The 20,423-nt window shown below is 55.2% G+C and carries 20 protein-coding genes; 15 read left to right on the top strand and 5 right to left on the bottom strand.

Annotation, left to right across the window (positions count from 1 at the left end; all coding sequences use genetic code 11):
• Positions 1-119: 119 nt before the first annotated feature.
• The 4 genes from waaA to ACLRDN_RS02500 form a co-directional block, all read right to left on the bottom strand.
• Positions 120-1,415 carry a lipid IV(A) 3-deoxy-D-manno-octulosonic acid transferase gene (gene waaA, locus ACLRDN_RS02515; protein WP_413458835.1) on the bottom strand — a complete coding sequence of 432 codons (1,296 nt, stop codon included), beginning with the start codon at positions 1,413-1,415 and terminating at the stop codon, positions 120-122.
• A 1-nt stretch (position 1,416) separates the two neighbouring features.
• A complete protein-coding gene (locus ACLRDN_RS02510) occupies positions 1,417-2,286 on the bottom strand; it encodes a Kdo hydroxylase family protein (protein ID WP_413458834.1) in 870 nt (289 codons plus the stop codon).
• Positions 2,287-2,454: 168 nt separating this feature from the next.
• Positions 2,455-3,432 carry a lipopolysaccharide heptosyltransferase I gene (gene waaC / locus ACLRDN_RS02505; protein ID WP_413458833.1) on the bottom strand — a complete coding sequence of 326 codons (978 nt, stop codon included), beginning with the start codon at positions 3,430-3,432 and terminating at the stop codon, positions 2,455-2,457.
• Between the two features lie 58 nt (positions 3,433-3,490).
• Positions 3,491-4,870, bottom strand: coding sequence for a phosphomannomutase/phosphoglucomutase (locus tag ACLRDN_RS02500; RefSeq protein ID WP_413458832.1), 1,380 nt, complete (start codon positions 4,868-4,870; stop codon positions 3,491-3,493).
• A 385-nt stretch (positions 4,871-5,255) separates the two neighbouring features.
• Between ACLRDN_RS02500 and rfaH the strand changes: the two genes are divergently transcribed.
• The 5 genes from rfaH to ACLRDN_RS02475 all read left to right on the top strand — a co-directional run bounded on the left by rfaH (position 5,256) and on the right by ACLRDN_RS02475 (position 9,875).
• On the top strand, positions 5,256-5,753 hold the full coding sequence (rfaH, locus tag ACLRDN_RS02495) for a transcription/translation regulatory transformer protein RfaH (protein ID WP_413458831.1): 498 nt from the start codon (positions 5,256-5,258) through the stop codon (positions 5,751-5,753).
• Positions 5,754-6,193: 440 nt separating this feature from the next.
• Complete coding sequence (gene fcl, locus ACLRDN_RS02490; protein ID WP_413458830.1) at positions 6,194-7,171, top strand: GDP-L-fucose synthase; 978 nt, start codon at positions 6,194-6,196, stop codon at positions 7,169-7,171.
• Between the two features lie 10 nt (positions 7,172-7,181).
• A complete protein-coding gene (gmd, locus tag ACLRDN_RS02485; RefSeq protein ID WP_413458829.1) occupies positions 7,182-8,300 on the top strand; it encodes a GDP-mannose 4,6-dehydratase in 1,119 nt (372 codons plus the stop codon).
• 43 nt (positions 8,301-8,343) lie between these two features.
• The gene (locus ACLRDN_RS02480) at positions 8,344-9,405 is read left to right on the top strand and encodes a Gfo/Idh/MocA family protein (RefSeq protein ID WP_413458828.1); all 1,062 of its coding nucleotides are present in this window, start codon (positions 8,344-8,346) and stop codon (positions 9,403-9,405) included.
• A complete protein-coding gene (locus tag ACLRDN_RS02475; protein ID WP_413458827.1) occupies positions 9,402-9,875 on the top strand; it encodes an acyltransferase in 474 nt (157 codons plus the stop codon). The genes ACLRDN_RS02480 and ACLRDN_RS02475 overlap by 4 nt, the downstream gene beginning before the upstream one ends.
• A 25-nt stretch (positions 9,876-9,900) precedes the next feature.
• On the opposite strand, the gene ACLRDN_RS02470 is transcribed toward ACLRDN_RS02475, so the two are convergent.
• Positions 9,901-10,128, bottom strand: a complete 228-nt coding sequence (locus tag ACLRDN_RS02470; protein ID WP_413458826.1) for a hypothetical protein — start codon at positions 10,126-10,128, stop codon at positions 9,901-9,903.
• Positions 10,129-10,358: 230 nt separating this feature from the next.
• Between ACLRDN_RS02470 and ACLRDN_RS02465 the strand changes: the two genes are divergently transcribed.
• The 10 genes from ACLRDN_RS02465 to ACLRDN_RS02420 are packed head-to-tail and all read left to right on the top strand — an operon-like array spanning position 10,359 to position 20,423.
• Positions 10,359-11,462: a DegT/DnrJ/EryC1/StrS family aminotransferase gene (locus ACLRDN_RS02465; protein WP_413458825.1), complete on the top strand. Its 1,104-nt coding sequence runs from the start codon at positions 10,359-10,361 to the stop codon at positions 11,460-11,462.
• Positions 11,462-13,003, top strand: a complete 1,542-nt coding sequence (locus tag ACLRDN_RS02460; protein ID WP_413458824.1) for a lipopolysaccharide biosynthesis protein — start codon at positions 11,462-11,464, stop codon at positions 13,001-13,003. Before ACLRDN_RS02465 ends, ACLRDN_RS02460 begins: the two co-directional genes overlap by 1 nt.
• Positions 13,000-13,611 carry an imidazole glycerol phosphate synthase subunit HisH gene (gene hisH, locus ACLRDN_RS02455; RefSeq protein WP_413458823.1) on the top strand — a complete coding sequence of 204 codons (612 nt, stop codon included), beginning with the start codon at positions 13,000-13,002 and terminating at the stop codon, positions 13,609-13,611. The genes ACLRDN_RS02460 and hisH overlap by 4 nt, the downstream gene beginning before the upstream one ends.
• On the top strand, positions 13,608-14,366 hold the full coding sequence (locus tag ACLRDN_RS02450; protein ID WP_413458822.1) for a HisA/HisF-related TIM barrel protein: 759 nt from the start codon (positions 13,608-13,610) through the stop codon (positions 14,364-14,366). Before hisH ends, ACLRDN_RS02450 begins: the two co-directional genes overlap by 4 nt.
• Positions 14,363-15,496: an N-acetyl sugar amidotransferase gene (locus ACLRDN_RS02445; RefSeq protein ID WP_413458821.1), complete on the top strand. Its 1,134-nt coding sequence runs from the start codon at positions 14,363-14,365 to the stop codon at positions 15,494-15,496. Before ACLRDN_RS02450 ends, ACLRDN_RS02445 begins: the two co-directional genes overlap by 4 nt.
• The gene (locus ACLRDN_RS02440) at positions 15,496-16,932 is read left to right on the top strand and encodes a hypothetical protein (protein ID WP_413458820.1); all 1,437 of its coding nucleotides are present in this window, start codon (positions 15,496-15,498) and stop codon (positions 16,930-16,932) included. The genes ACLRDN_RS02445 and ACLRDN_RS02440 overlap by 1 nt, the downstream gene beginning before the upstream one ends.
• A 12-nt stretch (positions 16,933-16,944) precedes the next feature.
• Positions 16,945-18,030 (top strand): glycosyltransferase, encoded by a 1,086-nt coding sequence (locus ACLRDN_RS02435; protein WP_413458819.1) that lies wholly within the window; start codon positions 16,945-16,947, stop codon positions 18,028-18,030.
• Between the two features lie 5 nt (positions 18,031-18,035).
• On the top strand, positions 18,036-18,623 hold the full coding sequence (locus ACLRDN_RS02430) for an acyltransferase (RefSeq protein ID WP_413458818.1): 588 nt from the start codon (positions 18,036-18,038) through the stop codon (positions 18,621-18,623).
• Positions 18,607-19,473, top strand: a complete 867-nt coding sequence (locus ACLRDN_RS02425; RefSeq protein WP_413458817.1) for a class I SAM-dependent methyltransferase — start codon at positions 18,607-18,609, stop codon at positions 19,471-19,473. The genes ACLRDN_RS02430 and ACLRDN_RS02425 overlap by 17 nt, the downstream gene beginning before the upstream one ends.
• 2 nt (positions 19,474-19,475) lie before the next feature.
• Complete coding sequence (locus ACLRDN_RS02420; protein WP_413458816.1) at positions 19,476-20,423, top strand: NAD-dependent epimerase/dehydratase family protein; 948 nt, start codon at positions 19,476-19,478, stop codon at positions 20,421-20,423.

Below are 20,423 nucleotides of genomic sequence, written 5' to 3'. Positions count from 1 at the left end.
GTCGACCACGCAGATGCTGAGGCGGCTGGGAGGCGCACTGGGCAAGTCCCAGGCCTTGCTGCCCATGGATGGACACCGCCGTTATCGGTCGACGCCGCCTTCAGGAAGACCGTCGACGCCTATCGCCGCGCCTGAGCTTCATCCAGCAGCGGTGCCAGCAGCGCCATGGTGCGCGCAGTGGCCCCCTGGTGGCGCCGGGCAAAGGCCGAAGCGGCCCCCGCCATGTGCGCCATCTGGTCAGGATCAGCCACCAGCGCGCCCCATTGCCGCAGCAAAGTCACGGCATCCTCGACCCGAGAAGCAGCGCCAGCCCCGACGGCATCCTCGGTAGTGCGCTGGAAATTGAAAGTGTGCTCCCCGATGAGCACAGGTTTGCCCAGCGCCAGCGCCTCGATGAGGTTCTGTCCACCCAAGGGCAAGAGGCTACCGCCAATGAAGGCCACGTCACAGAGCGCGTAGTAAGCGAACATTTCGCCCATCGAGTCGCCGAGCAGCACGTCGACTTCGTCCCATGCACCGCCCGGCCCCAGTTCGGCACGCCGGCGCAGCCGCAAGCCATGCGCCTGGACCATCGCGGCCACCTCATCAAAGCGCTGCGGATGGCGCGGCACGATCACGGTCAGCCAATCGGTCCGTCCCAGCTTGGCGAGCGCATCCAGAATCAAGGCCTCCTCGCCCTCGCGGGTACTGGCGCAGAGCAGGATCTTGCGCTCGCCGATGGCACGTTTCCAGCCCAAGCCACGCTCGACCATCTCGGCCGGCGGCTGGACATCGAACTTGAGGCTGCCGGTCACCTCCACATGGTGCGCGCCAAAGGCCAGCAGGCGCTCGGCATCCGCCTCGGACTGGGCCGCGACCACATCGATTGCCTCGGCGGCCGGGCGCAACAGCGCGGCAAAGCGCAAGCCGCGCCGCAATGAACGCGCCGACAGGCGGGCATTGGCCAGCATCACCGGCACATGATGGCGGCGGCACTGCTCGATCAGGCTGGGCCAGACCTCGGTTTCCATCAGCACGCACACGGCCGGACGGAAATGGCGCAGGAAACGCCCGCACATCCACCCGGTGTCGTAAGGCAGGAAGCTCTGGACCACGCGTGCCCCGTGCTTCCCATAGACCTGAGCGCCGGTGGCCCGGCCCGTGGCCGTCATGCAGGTGAGCAGGATGGAATGCTGCGGATACTGCTGCAGCAAGGCGTCGATGAGCGGCTCGGCGGCGCGGGTTTCGCCCACCGAGACCGCATGAACCCAGATGAAACGCGCCTGTGGATCAGACAGGCGCGCATCGTATGAATAAAAACCCAGGCGTTCGGCCACGTGGGCCCGATAACCGGGCTCCTTGCGGCCGCGCCGCCACAGCCGCAGCAGCACCAGCGGCAGCAGCAGCCACCAGATGAAGGAATACAGCAGCCGCATCTCAGACCAGGGGATGGCCGACCAGGCGCGTCAAGATGGCCAGCGGGCTCGATTGCTGATCGTATTGCTGTTCCGGCGCCAGATGCAGGGTCTGTTCCATCATGTACTGGCCGGACATGACCGCATGCGAGGCCTGGTCCGAGAAACAGATCCAGACCGAGCCGGCGGCAAAGGGCATGGTCACCTGCTGGGCGTCTTGCTGGTACTGCATGTCGCCCTTCATGCCGTCATGCAACTGCAGCATGAGGTGATCGTATTCACTGCGCAAGGACTTGGTCACATGCAGCGCCTTGAGTACGCTGGCCTGCCAGCGCACATAAGGCTTGGCACGCGGCAGGAAACGCCGGGCCACGGTCTCGAAAGGCTCGCCCACGCGCCAGACGCGCGGCACGCCGTCCGGATTCACATTGGTGAAAACGCGCAGGATGCGTTCGCCATAGTTGGGGCGCGAAGGGAAGGCATCGACGTGCATGCGGCGGTCATCGGCGCGCCAGGACTGGGCGCGCGTTTCCACCTGCATCGGACGATAGCTGGTCGGGGCGATGCGCAAGGCATCGCGGTACTTGGGCAACAAGGTATGCACCAGCGCCAGCGCCTGCTCCCGAAAGCGCCCGACCATGGCGGCCAGGGCCAGCTGCTGCTCGGTCCCGCCGGCGGCGCCCTTGATATGACCACGCGCATCCAGGCTGATATTGCGCGACTTCGGATCGCGCACGGCCGGATCGAGCAGCTTGCGCTCGGACGCCATCAGCTGGAAAGCCAGATGCGGGAAATACAGCACCTTGCCGGCTTCCAGCGCGGTGATCCATTCCTGATTGGGATTGTCGACCTGCCATTCGGTCAAGCCGATCTCGATAATTTGCGATTCCATGGCGCGTATTATGCCCGCAAGCGCCCTGCCCGTGTGGTCAAGACCGCCGCGTCGGCACGCCGGGAAGGCAAGCTGGATGCGGCTCGTCACGCATAGTTGGCGCTTTGAGCGGGACGTTTGATCTGCTTCAACGCATGCCCAAGTGGCGCTGGGCGCGGGCGATGAAGCTCAGGCCAGGAGATCCAGCGCGGCCTGCAACACCTCGTCCTCCGCAGGCGGCTTGCCCAGGTCGCCCAGATTGCGGATGGAGGGCGACCAGTTGCCCTCGGTCTTCCAGCGCGGCGAATCGCAGTAGAGCTCGACGGTGGGCCTGCCATAGGCGGCGGCGATATGGGTCAGGCCGGTATCTAGCCCGATCACCAGCCGCGCCTGCTGCACCAGTGCGACTGCCTGCATCATCGGCAAGGCCGGCAGGACGGTAGCGCCGGGAATGCCGGCGGCCAGCTGGCGCGCGGCCTCCTGCTCCTTGGCACTGCCCCACGGCAGCAGGACCGGCATGCCGCGCGCGGCCAGGGCCTGGCCCAGCCGGATCCAGCGGTCCTGCGGCCATTGCTTGGCCGCACGGGCGGTGCCGTGGAAGAAAACGACATAGGGCTGCTCGGGCATCCAATCCCACCGCGCCGGCTCGGGCGGCCGCAGGGCGAAGTCGGGCTGCCCTTCCATCTGGTAACCCAGCGCACCCGCCGCCACCAGGCGGGCCCGGGTCACGGCGTGCGTACGCAGGCCTACCGGGATGCTCTGGTCGTGGAAGATGCGGGAGACAGGTTCATATCCTGAACCCTCTGTTGCATTGGCCAGGCCGATACGGCGGCCTTGTGGGGCCAGGCGGGCCATGCGCATGACCACGCTGGTCTTGAGCAGGCCCTGGGTATCGAACACGAGGTCATAGCGCTCGGAGCGCAACTTGCGGCGGAAAGCCCCGATCTCGGCGCGGGTGGCCGCCGAGAAGAGAGTCTTGCGCCAGCGGCGCAGGGCGATGGGAATGATGCTGTGGACGTAGCCGTTCAGGCCCACCAGGCTGGTATAGGCCTCTTCGACCACCCAATCGATCTGGGCACCGGGGAAATGACGATGGATGTCCGCCACCATCGGCATGTTATGGACGACGTCTCCCAGGGAGGAGACACGGACGATAAGAATCTTCAAGGCTGACCCACGTTGGCGTGACTTTAATGGTGGGCCAGCATCTTACCTCATCGGCAGATCAGAACGGCAGAGTCACATCCGGGCGTGCCGCCAGGATGACCTTGCGGAACTCACCCTGGATGCGCTCCAGCGCTTGCGGCGTCTCGGCCTCGAAACGCAGCACCACTACCGGCGTGGTGTTGGAGGAACGCGCCAGGCCGAAACCGTCGGCGTATTCCACGCGCAGGCCATCGATGGTGATGATGTCCTGGGCGCCCTCGAACTTGGCATCGCTTTGCAGCTTGCCGATGAGCGCGAAGTTCTCGCCTTCCTGCAGCTTCAGTTGCAGTTCCGGGGTGCTGACCGATTGCGGCAGGGCGTTGAGCACGGCCGACGGGTCGCTCTGGCGGGCCATCAGTTCGAGCATGCGCACGCCGGCGTAGAGGCCGTCGTCGAAGCCGAACCAGCGGTCCTTGAAGAAGATGTGGCCGCTCATTTCGCCGCCCAGCGGGGCGCCGGTTTCACGCAGCTTGGCCTTGACCAGGGAGTGCCCGGTCTTCCACATCAGCGGCTGGCCGCCGCGCGCGGTGATCCAGGGCGCCAGGTGACGAGTGCACTTGACGTCGTAGAGGATTTCCTTGCCCGGGTTGCGGGTGAGCACGTCTTCGGCGAAGAGCATCAGCTGGCGGTCCGGATAGATGATCTGGCCATCCTTGGTCACCAGGCCGAGGCGGTCGCCGTCGCCATCGAAGGCCAGGCCGAGTTCGTTGTCGGTCTCCTGCAGGCAGCGGATCAGGTCCTGCAGGTTTTCCGGATGAGCGGGATCTGGGTGGTGGTTGGGGAAATTGCCATCCACTTCACAGAACAGTTCGGTGACTTCACAGCCCAGCGCGCGGTAGATTTCACCGGCAAAGGCGCCGGCCACGCCGTTGCCGCAATCTACGGCGATCTTCAGGGGACGCGCCAGTTTCACGTCCGAAATCATGCGGGCAATGTAGGCAGCCTTGATGTCGTGCGTGCTGTAGCTGCCGGCGCCTTGGGGGAATTCGCCCTTGACGATGGCCTGGTACAGTCCCTGGATGGTCTCGCCGTGAATGGCTTCACCGGCCAGCACCATCTTGAATCCGTTGTAGTCCGGCGGGTTGTGGCTGCCGGTGACCATGATGCCCGATTGCGTATCAAGCACGTGGGTACCGAAGTAGACCATGGGCGTGGCGACCATGCCCAGGTCGATCACGTCCACACCGACGGCCTGCAGGCCCTTGGCCAGCGCGGCCGACAGCGAGGGACCGGAGAGCCGGCCATCACGTCCGATCACGACTTTCTTCTGGCCCTTGGCGAGGGCGGCGGCGCCGAAGGCCTGGCCGATCTGGAAGGCCACCTGGTCGTCCAGGGTTTTGTCGATGATGCCGCGGATGTCGTAGGCTTTGAAGATGGAAGGGGATAAAGTGTGAGCCATAGAAATAATCAAAGTAGTAGGTCTTGATAGGAATCTGAGTCCGCGATCCGGCGCAGCTTGTGCAAAACTATTTGCGAGGGAAATGACAAGACCCGAGGATCCACTTTACCGCAGCGCAGCATAAAAACCATTTTTACAACACAGTTGAATTTCGCCTTAGCTGATGAGCTGGTCTATCCACAGCCCTATTTCATTGCAATTTATTCAACCAATCACCCTAATTCTATCCGACTATCCGCGTGCAAAATATATACATTGACAACTTCTTGCAGGCGCGTTTTAGCCATCAGTGCCTCCAATCATACGCCCCACCCTTGCAATGATTGATGCCACGCAGCAGTTACATGTAAACTAACAACATCTCACGCCGCCGGAGAACAAATCGATGCATTGGCATCTCGTACATACGAAGCCCAAGCAGGAGCTTTGCGCGCTGGAAAATCTCCAGCGCCAAGGGTACCGGGGCTATCTACCGACAATCAAGATCGAAAAGGTTCGCCATGGCAAGGCGGTGACGGTACCCGAACCGCTATTCCCACGCTACCTGTTCGTTCAGGTGAACGATAATTATTTCGGCACAAATTGTAGCCCTATACGCTCAACCAAAGGCGTAAGCAGGCTAGTGACCTTTGGCTCGGCAGCAGCTAAAGTTGACGACAGCCTGATCAGCCAGATCCGCGAGCTAGAGCAGTCAGCAAATACATCTACGCCTACACCTTTCGACACGGGGGAGGAGGTGATGATAGTCAATGGGCCCTTTGGAGGCCTGCGCGGCATATTTGACATACACGACGGAGAGCGGCGGGTAATCGTGCTGATCGACCTGTTGAGCAAAACAGTGCGTGTCAATTTACCCGCAACGAGCTTACGGAAAGTAGGTTAAGTCTAGTTACTTATCTATCCCTGTGACATAATAATGCGGCTGTTGGGCGTGAGCTAAGTATGTCGCGTGAGTTGATTTCTGAAATATTCATTAAATTCGCGCTTGCTGATCGTGACACCGCACGGCGGTAGCATGCCTAATCGAGCCAAATCAGACGTCGCCCTGGCGGCATGTTTGATTTATCTGGACGCATAAAACTCATTTGCAAAAGTCAAAACGGCCGCGGGCTGGAATCTGCAACTGCATTGGGATTTGCTGATTAGCCGTGTTTCCACGAATTCGCCGTTCTTCCCACGCCCGATAACTCGAATAATAGCGGCGGCTATGCTTCCTGCGCGCCCATGAAAAACAAATTGCAAGCAAATTGCGCGATCAATTGCCAGCAACGGAATTGATCAAGTCAATTCTTATTCTACTAATAAGATCAGTGAGGCCTCCCCTTGAGCATTGCCCCAAAAATCTACGTTGCCGGGCATCGGGGCATGGTTGGCTCTGCCATCATGCGAGCGTTGCAACAACAAGGCGATGTAAATGTTATTACACGCAGCCACAATGAGCTGGACCTGACGGACCAGCAAGCCGTGCGCAATTTCTTCAACGCAGAGAAGCCAGATCAGGTTTATCTCGCTGCCGCAAAAGTCGGGGGCATTCATGCCAACAGTACTTATCCTGCCGACTTCATCTATGCGAACTTGATGATTCAAGCGAATGTAATCGAAGCAGCTTTTCGACACGGCGTGAAGAAGTTGCTCTTCTTGGGTTCAAGTTGTATTTACCCCAGATTAGCGCCACAACCGATGGCGGAAAATTCTTTACTTACGGGCACACTGGAAGCAACAAACGAACCGTACGCAGTTGCAAAAATTGCTGGCATCAAACTCTGCGAAAGCTACAACCGCCAATACGGCGCCAGCCTCGGAATCGACTACCGTAGTGTGATGCCGACCAATCTCTATGGTCCCGGGGACAACTATCATCCAGAAAATTCCCACGTCATCCCCGCGCTAATCCGCCGTTTTCATGAAGCAAAGGTAAAGGGATTGCCTTCCCTGCCTATCTGGGGCACGGGCAACCCTAAGCGAGAGTTCTTGTTCGTGGACGATATGGCAAGCGCGAGCCTAACCGTGATGAATCTGGAGAAATCAATCTATGAGGCGCACACGAGCCCCATGTTGAGCCACATCAATGTGGGTTGCGGCTACGACATCACCATCAAAGAGCTCGCAGAGACCATTCGAAAAGTAATAGGTTTCCGGGGTGAGATCACATTCGACACGAGCAAACCTGATGGTCCGCCACGCAAGCTAATGGACAGTGAGCGTATTCACTCCCTCGGTTGGCGCCACAAGGTCGAATTGGAAGATGGCTTGCAAATCGCGTATGAAGACTTCCTAAAAAACAATAGTAGTGAGCGCTAGAAAGAGAATCATGACGGAACAAAATAAAGTAGCTTTGATTACCGGTATCACTGGACAGGATGGCAGCTACCTTGCCGAATTTCTTCTAGAGAAAGGCTATACCGTCCATGGTATCAAGCGCCGCTCTTCGTCCTTCAATACCACCCGCGTCGACCATATCTACCAAGACCTCCATGTAGCTAACGCACGTTTCAAGCTTCATTATGGCGACTTGAGCGACACCAGCAATCTCGTGCGGATCATCCAGGAAACGCAGCCGACCGAGATCTACAACCTCGGCGCCCAGAGCCATGTTGCCGTCAGCTTCGAAAGCCCTGAATATACGGCTGACGTTGATGCAATGGGGACGCTGCGTATCCTTGAGGCCATCCGCATTCTCGGCATGGAAAAAAGAACGCGATTCTATCAGGCGAGCACAAGCGAATTGTATGGGCTGGTTCAGGAGACACCCCAGCGGGAAAGCACGCCCTTCTATCCGCGGAGTCCGTATGCGGTTGCAAAACTTTATGCCTACTGGATCACGGTAAATTACCGCGAGGCCTACGGAATGTACGCATGCAACGGAATTCTGTTCAACCACGAAAGCCCACGTCGAGGAGAAACTTTCGTCACGCGGAAGATCACTCGTGGATTGGCCAATATTAGCGAAGGCTTGGAAACGAGTCTCTATATGGGCAATATCGATGCGCTTCGTGACTGGGGACACGCCAAGGATTACGTACGCATGCAATGGCTCATGCTTCAACAAGATCAGCCTGAGGACTTCGTCATTGCGACCGGAAAGCAATATAGCGTGCGCCAATTCATCGAGTGGACTGCCGAAGAACTAGGCATGAAACTGCGATGGGAAGGTAAAGGCGTCGAGGAGAAAGCCTATTGGACAAATCGTCCGCACAATCTGGGAGGCAATGAGATACCCGTTGTGCAAATCGACCCGCGCTATTTCCGCCCGGCTGAAGTTGAAACATTGTTAGGCGATCCCACTAAAGCCGGCGAGAAGCTTGGCTGGAAGCCAGAGATAACTGCTCGAGAAATGTGTGCAGAAATGGTGGCATCTGACCTGGCCCAGGCTAAGCAACACGCATTACTCAAACATCATGGCTATGATGTCAACGTCAGTGCCGAGTAAGCTTACGCATTATAAATTTCTTACCAAATAAAAATAGATACGCATGATAAATTTCGCTCTCATAGGTTGCGGCCGAATTGCCAAGCGTCACGCAGAGTTGCTCGGCACAGGACAGATTGCAGGTGCACGACTGGTAGCGGTGTGCGATAACCAAGCTGATCGAGCGGATCGATTTGGTCAAACCTACAATGTCCCGTCTTTTCATTCGATAGATGAACTTCTCCTGCAAGAAAATATTGACGTCGTCTCTATCCTGACGCCCAGCGGGATGCATGCGGAGCATGCGATTGCTGCTGCCAACGCACACAAGCACGTGGTAGTAGAAAAGCCGATGGCGCTGACCCTTGATGATGCAAACGCGATGATCGCTGCGTGCGACGCCAATGGCGTTCGCTTGTTCGTCGTCAAGCAAAATCGCTTTAATGTTCCTGTCATGAAGGCACGAGAAGCCTTGGAGGCTGGGCGCTTCGGCAAGCTGGTGCTTGGTACGGTTCGAGTGCGCTGGTGCCGTGACCAAGCCTATTATGATCACGACAGCTGGCGCGGTACTTGGGCTCAGGACGGGGGAGTTCTTTCGAATCAGGCCAGCCATCACGTCGACATGCTTAGCTGGTTCATGGGCGAAGTGGAGAGTGTTCACGCACGTGGCGCGACCGCGCTGACTCGTATGGAAGCCGAAGATACTGCGGTGGCCACTGTGAAATTCCGAAACGGAGCTCTAGGCATCATTGAGGCCACTTCAGCCACGCGCCCTCGAGACATGGAAGGTTCACTTTCAGTGCTGGGGGCTACTGGAGCAATAGAGATCGCAGGATTTTCCGTTAACAAAATTCGTACATGGCAATTCACCAATCCATTGGATTCGGACCACGACGTGATTGAGAATTTCTCCGTCAACCCGCCTAACGTCTATGGTTTTGGCCATCAAGCGTACTACGAACATATAGTGGATTGTTTCAACAACGGGACCGAGGCTTTGGTGGATGGCCATCAAGGCAGGCAGAGCCTTGAACTGATTATGGCGCTGTACGAATCAATTGCCTCGGGCAAGGAAGTGACGCTGCCTTTAAAGGTAGATCAATGCAAACTCGGACGCAGGCAATGAGAACCCCAACCCTGCTGACGGTTTGCGTTCGTGATGTCATCGCAGGCGTGGGTGTGCGTATCGTAGAACCAGCCAATGTCTACGAATGCGAATTAGGCGACCACTGCTTCGTAGGGCCATTTGTAGAAATTCAAAAAGGGGTACGCATTGGAGCGAGAACCAAGATCCAATCGCATGCCTTTGTGTGTGAATTGGTAGAAATTGGAGCGGACTGCTTTATTGGTCACGGAGTAATGTTTACCAATGACGTTTTCGCGAAGGGCGGGCCTGCCCGTGGAGACAGGAGCCTATGGAAGACCACGCGGATAGGTGATCGCGTGTCGATCGGATCCAATGCAACACTTCTTCCTATCTCGATTTGCAATGATGTCGTCATCGGCGCTGGCTCTGTGGTGACTCGCGACATTACCGTAGCAGGTGTTTATGCGGGTAATCCGGCACGCATAATTCGCGAATTGCCCGGCAAATGAAACTGAAATGTTCCATGACAGTAGTTTATGGATCGTTTATCTCAATTTGCCAGATCCTAAAAAAAACTTCCTGGTGATTAAGTTTGGCCTGCGTTGTTGTTCCCATGGATAGGGACCGCAGGCGACCGCTTAACGTTGCAATCTGGGACATACGTATCTCATCTTGCTGTACTAATTTTTTATTGCTGACTTTTGACGCAGCAGGCCGCAGCGGAATAGCTATGCAGAGGGAGGCCTTGGTCGATAAAGCCATAGCCTCTCTCCGATATGATCCGGCTTTTATCTGCTGTTCCTGCCAGCAATTTGCATGCTCGCAGGACAGTCAGCCTGAATTTCACCGGCGATTGACATTCGGCTTGCAGCAGCAACTTCTGGCGAGACCCTCTTCTGGGCGGCCGTTAGTTTGAAATCTATGGAACGACCATTGGTTCGTTGCGGTCGCTTTCCCCTCATTGACTCGTATCATCTATCAGAAAGAAACTCATGAACGTGCCATTTGCAGACCTGCACAGCCAATACCTGTCCATACGCGAAGACATTGACGCTGCAATTGCGGCGGTAATTGCGAGCTCAGCATTCATCCGAGGCCCATTTGTTCAAAAATTTGAAGAAGAATTTGCCGCAGCCGTAGGTGCTGAGCATTGCGTTTCTTGTGCCAACGGAACTGATTCACTTTACATTGCGATGCATGCCTTGGGTGTGAAGGCAGGTGATGAAGTCATTACCACCGCCCACTCTTGGATCAGCACGAGCGAGACAATCAGCCAAGCCGGGGGCACCCCTGTTTTCTGCGACACGGACGCTGAATCGTTCACCATTGATCCTGCCAAAATCGAAGAACGCATCACTGCGAAGACCGTCGGCATTATCCCTGTTCACTTGTACGGACAGCCCGCTGATATGGATAAGATCATGGCGATCGCTCGCAAACATAAGCTTTGGGTCATCGAAGATTGTGCGCAAGCCCACTTGGCGAAATACAAGGAGAAATTAGTGGGGAGCTTCGGCAATGCGGCCTCTTACTCTTTTTATCCCGGCAAGAACCTTGGCGCCATGGGTGACGCAGGCGCAATTACCACCAACGATGCAGATCTCGCCAAGAAGATGGCGATGTTTGCCCGTCACGGCGGGATCACGAAAGGCGACCACCAGATCGAAGGTATCAATAGCCGCTTAGATGGCATGCAAGCAGCGATTTTGTCGCAGAAACTTCCTCACTTGGCCGCATGGACGAAACGTCGGCGCGAGATCGCAGCACGCTACGATACTTTGCTGGCTGACATTCCTGGCATCACCTGCCCACCGACTTTTGCGGAGCGGGAAGCTGTGTATCACCTGTATGTCATTCGTCATGAACAACGTGATGCACTGGCCAAACACATGAATGCACAAGGAATCCAGACAGTGATCAGTTATCCGATCGCACTTCCTTTCCTGCCCTGCTATGCCGGCTTTGGGCATGATCCTAGTGACTTCCCCAATGCTTACCATAATCAGTCCCGCATATTGTCCATCCCTATCTTCCCGGAGATGAGCGATGCGCAGATTCAAACTGTGGTTGACAGTATCCGCAGCTTCGAAGCCTGATGCCTAACAAAGCAATCGGCACATCCAAGGGAGGACTGCTCTCCAACTCTCGTTGGAATCTGCTGGCATTTGGGATCGCGCTCATTGCACAATTCCTGAGCATCCCCTTCGTAGTGCGCTGGATAGGCCTCGAAGAGTTCGGGATTGCTGCCGTACTTATTGCTGTCTGCGCCCCGATGACCTTGATCGGCACGGTTTTGGGACAAGCATTGACGCGCGAAGTCGCATCTAGCGCTACGATTGATGATCTCAGCCTGTCCAGAATGGTAGCGGCCACCTTGCGACTCGGATTAATCTCGTGCGGTGGCGGGGCCATCTTATTGCTCTGTGTCGCGCCATTCATTGCTCACCGTCTGATCGGCTCGAGCGTGCAGGTCACCACGTTCGACTATGTGGCTCCTTTGCTGATTGTGACTGCAGGATGCATAGCACAACAGGTATCGCTCATCTTGCAGGGTATCAGCGCAGCCAAGCAGGACTATCGCTCGATTGCCTTCATCACGCTGTTTTCTGCCGTTGCAGGGACTGGCGTCACATTGATCCTGACGCGACTCCTTCCTTCAAGCACCGGCTATTTATTGGGATTGTCCAGCAGCTTCGGCATTACCATGGTGATCTGGTTTTTTAGATGGCGTAGTTCTATTGATTGGCACCAGGTACTCACTTCCGGTCACGCTGCCACCTCTGCTCCATTGATGCGCTTCGGGAAATGGCAAGGTTTGGCACAACTTGCCGGAATGCTCGGAAACCAGATCGACCGGTATGCATTAGGCGTATTGGCTCCAGTTACGATCGTGGGCCAGTACTCCATTGCCAATCGTCTGCAAGAAGCTGCCTACATTGGGGTCGTTAAAGTGGGGGAAGTATTGTTCCCGCGTTTCGGCGCCATGAGTGATCATTCGCTCCCTGAGCGGCAGCAGTTCTTTCAACTATGCTCGTGGAGCCTGGGGGTGATCAGCACGTCGATGCTTGTGCCCCTGGCTCTTCTGGCCCATGACGTGTTGAGTTTGTGGGTGGGGAAAGAGGTTGCCGCTGGCGGAGATCGAATTCTCGTTGTGCTGGTGCTGGGGGGCGTTGTTGGCGCTGCCTCCAACGTATTTACGTATTACGCAATGGGTATGGCCCGCAACGTCGCAGTAGCAGCGATTTCAGTATTGTTTTCCGTACTGACCGTTTCGCTAACCGTTATTTTCATTGCGACCATAGGTGCAGCGGCCGCCGGTGTGGGCTTGCTATTGGCCAGCATTGCGCGGGTGGCAGCTTCCATGATCCTGACACGACGCATTTTCTTCCCGTCTCTGCTGTGGAAAGATCTTTTCGTGTCCACCGCACTCCCCGTAGGTATCGGAATTGCAGTCACCATCCTGTGCAGAAACTTTGTGGACTTCAACGTCAATAGCTGGTTCAGTCTCATCCCCATATATGCTGCATTAGCTACGCTGATCATGGCCATCTGCGTTGCCCTAAGTTGTCTCACGTCATGCGGACGTGAATTCATTCAATTAATCGCTTCCTCAATCAAAAGGCATCGTTACCCATGATCACAGTTGTAGACTATGGCGTTGGCAATGTCGGCGCAATCATCAATATGCTTGACTACCTTGGCATTGATGCCAGGTCGTCGAGCGATCCAAAACAGATTGCAAACGCAGACAAATTGATACTCCCAGGCGTCGGGGCTTTTGACAAAGCAATGTTGACGCTTCGGGAGCGAGAACTGATCCCGTATCTGAATACAGCCGTATTGGAAAGAAACGTACCGGTACTCGGCGTCTGCCTTGGAATGCAGCTGCTCGGACTATCCAGCGAAGAGGGGCGAGAAGCAGGCCTCGGTTTCATCAATGCTCGCTCTGTCCGCATCAACGTTTCCGATACCTCGAATCTCAAGGTCCCGCACATTGGATGGATGGAAGTCAGTCCCACAGGAAACGGTCGCCTCTTTGCGCCCGCAGATACTCAGGAAAGATTTTATTTCGACCACAGCTACCACGTGGTGTGTGATGACCAACATGCAATCAGCGCGACCATTCCATATGGTGCGCAGCTGGCTTGTGCAGTCGAGCACGCCAATATTTTTGGCGTCCAATTCCATCCTGAAAAAAGCCACCGGTTCGGCATGCGCGTGCTGACCAGCTTCGCCCAAATATGAGGAAACGCATTATTCCTGTGCTGTTGTTGGACAAACGCCGACGCCTGGTAAAAACGATCAATTTCGGGGCCCGGACCTATGTGGGCGATCCCTTTAATGTAATACGGCTCTTTAATGAAAAAGAAGTAGACGAGATATGTATTCTCGACATTGATGCGAGCCCCAGTAACTGTGGACCGGATGTCGGGTTCATGAAGGAACTTGCTAGCGAATGCTTCATGCCATTGGCCTATGGTGGCGCATTGAGCAATCTCGCGCAGTGCGAAGAGCTCAATCGGGCAGGCGTCGAGAAATTCATCCTCGGCCGGGCCGCTAAAGATACCAACTTCATTAATACTTTGGTGAGCGATCTGGGCAGTCAAGCCGTTGTGGCATGTGTTGACGTCGAGGGGACCGGAACGCAAGCGCGATGCCTTTCGAATAGAAATTCTAATGATCGGCCTACGCCACTGGCCGAATGCCGGCGGCTTCAAGATTTGGGTGTGGGTGAAATCATCCTCCAATCGGTGGATCGCGACGGCCTGCGCACCGGCTATGACCTGGACCTCATACGTTCGGTCGCACCGAATCTATCTATTCCCACCGTCGCTCTGGGCGGCGCTGGCGAAGCCCTGCATCTTGCCCAAGCGCTGGCAGCAGGGGCGTCAGCAGCTGCGTCGGGAAGCGCATTCGTATTCATCGGAAAGCTTCGTGCCGTCTTGGTGAACTATCCAAGCATGCAGCAAATGGACTCAGTGATCGCGTCATTGCCATGAACAACACCTATCAGATTTGTACATTCTGCGTAATGGACAGCTCAAACCCTGCCATCAAATTTGACGAGAAGGGGCAGTGCAATTGTTGCAAAGACGCTCTGGCGCGTCGCTCTAGCGAATGGTGGCCCAATCCAGAAGGCGCGCAACGAATGGACCGTCTTGTCGCGCACCTCAAGCGGCAAGGCCAGGGCAGACCGTATGACGCAATGGTCGGACTCAGCGGTGGGATTGACAGTGCCTATCTTGCACATCTGGCGAGCAAGAAATACGGGTTACGACTGCTGGCCGTACACGTAGACGGAGGATGGAATTCGGAGCCAGCCGTGGCCAACATCGAATCCATGGTGAGAGGCCTCAATATAGACTTCCACACGCATGTTATCGAATGGCAGGAGATGCGTGATCTGCAGGTAGCTTTCCTGAAAGCATCTGTGTTGAATCAGGACATGCCCCAAGATCACGCCTTCTTCGCAACGTTGTACCGGACCGCTAGCCGGTTCAAGATTCGCGACTTCCTGAGCGGTGTAAATTTCTCATCCGAGAGCATAGTGCCTCCAGGATTTGGCCATCCATCCATTGACGGCAAGCACATACGTGCCATCCATGATGAGTTCGGTCATTCGGAATTGAAGTCCTATCCATTCATGGGAGTAGTTGAGTACTTGTGGCTGACCCGGGTTCGTCGCCAGCTGACGATCCATCGTCCGCTGAATTACTTTGACTACAACAAAGAACTTGCTCAAGCGGAGCTAAGGTCGGAATACGGATGGCGCGACTACGGTGGCAAACATAGCGAGTCCCGATTTACCAAGTTCTACCAAGATGTTTACTTGCCCAGAAAATTCCGCTTCGACAAACGTCGCCTACACCTGTCCAGCCTGATTGTCGCGGGACAGACCAGTCGCAGCGAGGCGTTGGAAGAGTTGGAACTGCCGCCTATCACTGAAATACAAGCAAGGCGAGACATCAAATTCGTCGCCAAGAAACTGGGAATGACAGAAAAGGACCTGGCAGGTCTCATTGAGGCGCCTGCAAAGCAGCATGCTGATTACCCAAATCATCTGGCTCTTTTTTTAGCGATGCGAGATATGAAAACATTGCTCCGCAAACGATCCTCGGAAAGAAAATAATGACGGCTAGTCTCACTTTTTTCATCGCAGCGGATATTGCGGCGTTTATCTTCTTGCTGCGCTACCTGAAACCCACACTTTCCTTGAGCTCAACGGCTCTGGGCATGCTGCTGTTTTTCCACGGTCCGGCTTATTGGTATTACACGCGGCGCTGGGCCTTTGGAGAAGGCGTGGCCGTGGCTGCATACAACAAAGCCTGGCCGCAAGGAGGCGGCGGATCTGCACCTACAACTGCCCAACTGGAGTGGAGCAGCAATTTTTATACGAACATGACCATCGCAGTACGCAACCCGGACATTGTCAGCAACATGGATATTGCACTGGGGCTGACCATGCTGCTGTTTTGTCTCGGGGTCTGGTTGGTTGATCGATTGTACAAATATGGCCCCGCTGCAAATGGTGCAGCCATCAACCGGTGGAGTAACGCCGCCTATCTGCCATTAAAGCAGGGGCCGTCAAACCGCATTCTGGCGGCAGCAGTTCTCGGCACCCTGTTCATGCTCTATTTCATGGTACGCGACGCACAACTAGAGAAGATTTTTACCTACTTTGCCAGCAATTTAGGTGAATTCGACAAGATTGCGATGCGTAGAAGCATGGGGGGATCCAAGAGCTACTTCTTCAATCTCATGCTTGGAACCTTGCTACCTTTTACCGCATTCGCTCTGTGGGCAGAGTGGAGAGACAAGGGTGGGATGAAACTTGCGATCGCAACGACGGTGTTCATTGTGTTGGTCATCACCGCCAAACTTGCGACGCTTAGCAAAGCACCCGCTGCTGTCTTCGTGATTCAGTTGATCGTCATAGAAATCCTGCGTCGATCGCTCACTATCAGCCCTCGGCAGGTCTTTGCCATTGTCTGTGGAAGTACTCTCCTGTTCTCGATCATGGCCTTCGTCGCCAACTCGGATCTGGGCGGTGCGAGGCAAGCGATAATATTTCTCTTTTATCGGATCTTGATGATCCCGAATGAAAGTCTGCTTGAATACTTTGCAGCTTTCCCTTGGCGCATACCTCATACGCACGGCATGGACATCCGGTGGTTGGCTGGACTATTGGGGCTCGATACACTGCAGCCTAGCTATTTCCGCGTGGCTGAGCTGCATCGAGGAGCCCCGGGCTCCTCCACCACAGCGATGTTCATGGCCGATGGCTGGGCGGCCTTCTCCTGGGTGGGCGCTACTACCGTGTCCTTGGCATTCGGAGCCTTGCTGCGCTGGATCGATATTCAGCTCGTCGAAAAACGAGGGCGCTCCGGACTGACCATTGCCGCATTTGGCATGGGCCAATATGGAATCTTCATCGCATTGTCCACGGCCTTCCAAACAGCATTGCTGACCGGCGGCTTAGGTCTGATCGTACCGTTGCTACTTCTGCTCGAAGGAGTATCTCCTTGGCACCAGAGGGGTAGCTTCAGACAAACGATCCCAAAATAACAAACATCATCTATGCGTATTTTTCAAAACTCAGGTGTGTATCCCGCCTATAGAAAACGTTTGGCCAGCCTTCGCAAGAACGACAGCACATTCAAAGAATTGATGTCGACATTCATGGCCGATCGCTACGCTGTGGCTCACTATCTGCTACCGGTCCTAAATGAAGCGCCCGATGCATATTTTACTAACGGGGATGACGAGGACGCTCAACGGGTATGGGCTGTCGAAAACGGAATGTCCCGGAAGGCAACGCCCCAGCAGATCCTGCGAGCGCAAATCGAGCACCATCGGACAGAAGTATTTTATAACCTGGATCCGATGCGCTATGGCAGCGACTTCATTCGTACGCTTCCAGGATGCGTCAAGCGTTCATTCGCATGGCGCGCCGCGCCGTCGCGCGGAGCCGACTTCAGCGCGTACGACCTGATGCTATGCAATTTCCCGAGCATTCTTGAAAGTTACCGCGAGCAAGGTCTGAAGGCGGCCTATTTCTGTCCAGCACATGACCCCGTCATGGATAAATTTGCCGCCAATGAAGACCGTCCAGTCGATGTATTGTTCGTTGGGGGGTACACGAGGCATCATAGCCGTCGGGCAGTCTTGCTCGAAGAAGTGGCAAAGCTCTCAGGGGAATTCAACGTCAAGTTTCACCTGGACCGTTCAAAAATGACCCGTCTGGCAGAATCGGCTCTCGGTCTTGCACTACCGCTGGGGAAATACAAGCGACCGCAAGCTATCCGCGAAGTGAGTCAAGCGCCAGTATTCGGCCTCGATCTTTATGGTGCATTGGGCAACGCAAAGATAGTCTTGAACGGCGCCATCGATATGGCCGGTGCTGACAGGGGAAACATGCGCTGCTTTGAGGCAATGGGATGTGGTGCCTTGATGGTAAGCGACACAGGAATTTACCCCGCTGGCATGAACGATGAAGAAAGCATGTTCACTTACGACAATGCGGCCGAAGCGGTCTCCCGCATTCGCCGGCTAATCGCTGACGGATCAACGCGTACACGCGTTGCCAAACGAGGCCACGAAATCATGCAAAGCATCTACTCGAAAGCTCAGCAATGGCAAGCCTTTGAGAACCTCGCAGGATGATCGCGATGAAGATGCTTCGTAATCTCTCAGCCTGGATCTTTCTTCAGTTATTGAAACGGCGTGTCAGCCTCACGCTTGGAAGAAACGTGAAAGTTCATTGGCCAAGGCTAATGAGAACCAAAGGAGGCGTTCTGGCGATCGGAGAAAATTCGATCGTGAACGCGAAAATTGATTTCGATGGCCCGGAAGGATTCGTCAGTATCGGCCAACGCTGTTTTATCGGCGCCAGTCACCTCGTATGTCGTGAACGTATCTGCATCCACGATGATGTCGTAATCTCTTGGGGGGTCACCATTGTCGATCACAACTCCCACTCACTGTTTTGGAACCATCGGAGCAAAGATGTCCTGGACTGGGCCAATGGCCGCAAAGACTGGAGCAACGTCCAAATCAGACCTGTAGAAATCCATGAAAAAGTGTGGATAGGTTTTGGCGCATCAATACTGAAGGGCGTCTCGATTGGAGAAGGGGCAGTAGTAGGCGCCTGCGCAGTGGTGACACGAGACGTACCTCCTTACTCGGTAGTCGCAGGCAATCCTGCGCGCATCATTAAACAGATAGAAAAGAGTGAATCCAATGGAACAGAAGATTAACGGACCTCACTTCTCGAGTTGGGAAAGTGCGGTTCAATGGCTTCGTAATCAGCCGGACCGTCAAGATCTCGTCCGCTCAGCCTATTACGATGATCCGTTATCCGAAGCGGTCGATCGCTATTATCGTAGCGAAGAGTGGGCCGAAATTTCCCTCATGCTTCCTGCATCGCGCGGCCAGGCCTTGGACGTCGGCGCCGGACGGGGCATCGCAAGTTATGCACTAGCCCGTGAGGGCTTTAAGGTCACCGCTCTCGAACCCGATGATAGTCAGGTGGTAGGAGCCAACGCAATACGGGCGATGGCTGAAGAAACTGGTGTCGACATTGAAGTCATTCAGGATTTTTCTGAAAAATTGCCTTTCGCAGATCACCAGTTCGACGTAGTTTTTGCTCGCGCGGTACTCCATCACACACGAGATCTACAAGCCGCTTGCGCAGAATTCTTTCGGGTATTGAAGCCGGGCGGAAGGCTTATCGCAGTGAGAGAACATGTAATTTCCCGCGATGAAGATTTACAGGCCTTTTTGGACATTCATCCTCTTCACAAATTGTATGGTGGAGAGAATGCGTTCCGATTGGCGCAATATGAGTCGGCAATTAGAAAAGCAGGGTTTCTTCTGGATCGCGTCAGCAGTCCGTTGGAAAGCCCCGTTAACTATTTTCCCTATACGCTACGTAGCCTGCAAAGTGAAATTGCGATCAAGGTGAGTCGAAATCTACCAGTGCTTCGCACCCTGCTAGAGCATCTTCTCCGCCAACCGTTCATTTGGGCCATGGCGCTGCCCCTCTTGACGAGATTGGACAGGCGTCCTGGACGTCTCTATTCTTTCCTCGCAACACGTCCGGCTTGATCATGGCACGCATTCTCATTACCGGCGCACATGGTTTTATCGGGAAACATCTGGCTCGTCATCTCGCGCTGGAAGGGCATCAAGTCAGCGGCTTGGGGCACGGCATCTGGCCGCCCATCGAAGCCTCAAAATGGGGAATAGCGCACTGGCTCAATGGCGAAGTGCAGGCAGCCAATTTGCGTACGCTACAGCTGCGCAACGATCCCGATATCGTTTTTCACCTCGCAGGTGGCTCATCGGTCGGTGCCGCAATTTCCAATCCCCGCGAGGACTTTTCACGAACGGTATCTGGCACTGTCGAGCTGCTGGAATGGTTGCGCCTTGACGCGTCAAAAGCACGTTTGCTCGCGGTCTCAAGCGCGGCCGTATACGGAGCGGGCCATGAAGGGCCGATTGCAGAGCACGCAATGGGCACACCTTATTCACCTTATGGCCATCACAAACGCATGATGGAGATGTTGTGTCAATCGTATGGTGACACCTACGGGCTCCATTACAGGATCGCGCGCCTTTTCTCGGTATTTGGTCCGGAACTGAAGAAACAACTCCTTTGGGATATTTGTACCCGACTGAACGCAGGGGAAACAAATATTGTTCTGGGAGGAAATGGAAATGAGTTAAGGGATTGGACTTTCATTTCCGATGTCGTTCGCGCACTCGCATTGCTGGCGAAGGTCGACGATGCACCATGGAGTGGCCTGACGGTGAACGTCGGTACGGGGGTCCCGACTTCGGTAAAAGAGATTGCCCAAAAAGTGACAGACGCGTGGATATCCGCCAGCAATGGCATGAAGCCGTCGATTTCGTTCTCTGGTCAGTCAAGAACCGGCGATCCATTTAGCCTGGTAGCCGATCCGAAAAGACTTGAAGATCTCGGCTTCATTTGGTCCTCGGTGTTGGACGAGGACATTGCATCTTTCGTGCGCTGGTTCCGGCAGATCGCTATTTAA

It is taken from the genome of Herbaspirillum huttiense, from assembly GCF_047300815.1.
Taxonomy (GTDB): domain Bacteria; phylum Pseudomonadota; class Gammaproteobacteria; order Burkholderiales; family Burkholderiaceae_D; genus Herbaspirillum; species Herbaspirillum huttiense_A.
Note: the sequence above shows the minus strand (reverse complement) of the source record. Positions and strands in the feature narration are given on the sequence as shown.

Bases quoted from the DNA above. Each gene is read 5' to 3' on its own strand.
- ACLRDN_RS02440 (WP_413458820.1), top strand. From the start codon at position 15,496: ATGACGGCTAGTCTCACTTTTTTCATCGCAGCGGATATTGCGGCGTTT.
- ACLRDN_RS02450 (WP_413458822.1), top strand. From the start codon at position 13,608: ATGAGGAAACGCATTATTCCTGTGCTGTTGTTGGACAAACGCCGACGC.
- ACLRDN_RS02470 (WP_413458826.1), bottom strand. From the start codon at position 10,128: ATGGCTTTATCGACCAAGGCCTCCCTCTGCATAGCTATTCCGCTGCGG.
- waaA (WP_413458835.1), bottom strand. From the start codon at position 1,415: ATGCGGCTGCTGTATTCCTTCATCTGGTGGCTGCTGCTGCCGCTGGTG.
- hisH (WP_413458823.1), top strand. From the start codon at position 13,000: ATGATCACAGTTGTAGACTATGGCGTTGGCAATGTCGGCGCAATCATC.
- ACLRDN_RS02510 (WP_413458834.1), bottom strand. From the start codon at position 2,286: ATGGAATCGCAAATTATCGAGATCGGCTTGACCGAATGGCAGGTCGAC.
- ACLRDN_RS02500 (WP_413458832.1), bottom strand. From the start codon at position 4,870: ATGGCTCACACTTTATCCCCTTCCATCTTCAAAGCCTACGACATCCGC.
- ACLRDN_RS02460 (WP_413458824.1), top strand. From the start codon at position 11,462: ATGCCTAACAAAGCAATCGGCACATCCAAGGGAGGACTGCTCTCCAAC.
- ACLRDN_RS02475 (WP_413458827.1), top strand. From the start codon at position 9,402: ATGAGAACCCCAACCCTGCTGACGGTTTGCGTTCGTGATGTCATCGCA.
- ACLRDN_RS02445 (WP_413458821.1), top strand. From the start codon at position 14,363: ATGAACAACACCTATCAGATTTGTACATTCTGCGTAATGGACAGCTCA.
- ACLRDN_RS02430 (WP_413458818.1), top strand. From the start codon at position 18,036: ATGAAGATGCTTCGTAATCTCTCAGCCTGGATCTTTCTTCAGTTATTG.
- ACLRDN_RS02425 (WP_413458817.1), top strand. From the start codon at position 18,607: ATGGAACAGAAGATTAACGGACCTCACTTCTCGAGTTGGGAAAGTGCG.
- ACLRDN_RS02420 (WP_413458816.1), top strand. From the start codon at position 19,476: ATGGCACGCATTCTCATTACCGGCGCACATGGTTTTATCGGGAAACAT.
- ACLRDN_RS02435 (WP_413458819.1), top strand. From the start codon at position 16,945: ATGCGTATTTTTCAAAACTCAGGTGTGTATCCCGCCTATAGAAAACGT.
- ACLRDN_RS02480 (WP_413458828.1), top strand. From the start codon at position 8,344: ATGATAAATTTCGCTCTCATAGGTTGCGGCCGAATTGCCAAGCGTCAC.
- ACLRDN_RS02465 (WP_413458825.1), top strand. From the start codon at position 10,359: ATGAACGTGCCATTTGCAGACCTGCACAGCCAATACCTGTCCATACGC.
- gmd (WP_413458829.1), top strand. From the start codon at position 7,182: ATGACGGAACAAAATAAAGTAGCTTTGATTACCGGTATCACTGGACAG.
- rfaH (WP_413458831.1), top strand. From the start codon at position 5,256: ATGCATTGGCATCTCGTACATACGAAGCCCAAGCAGGAGCTTTGCGCG.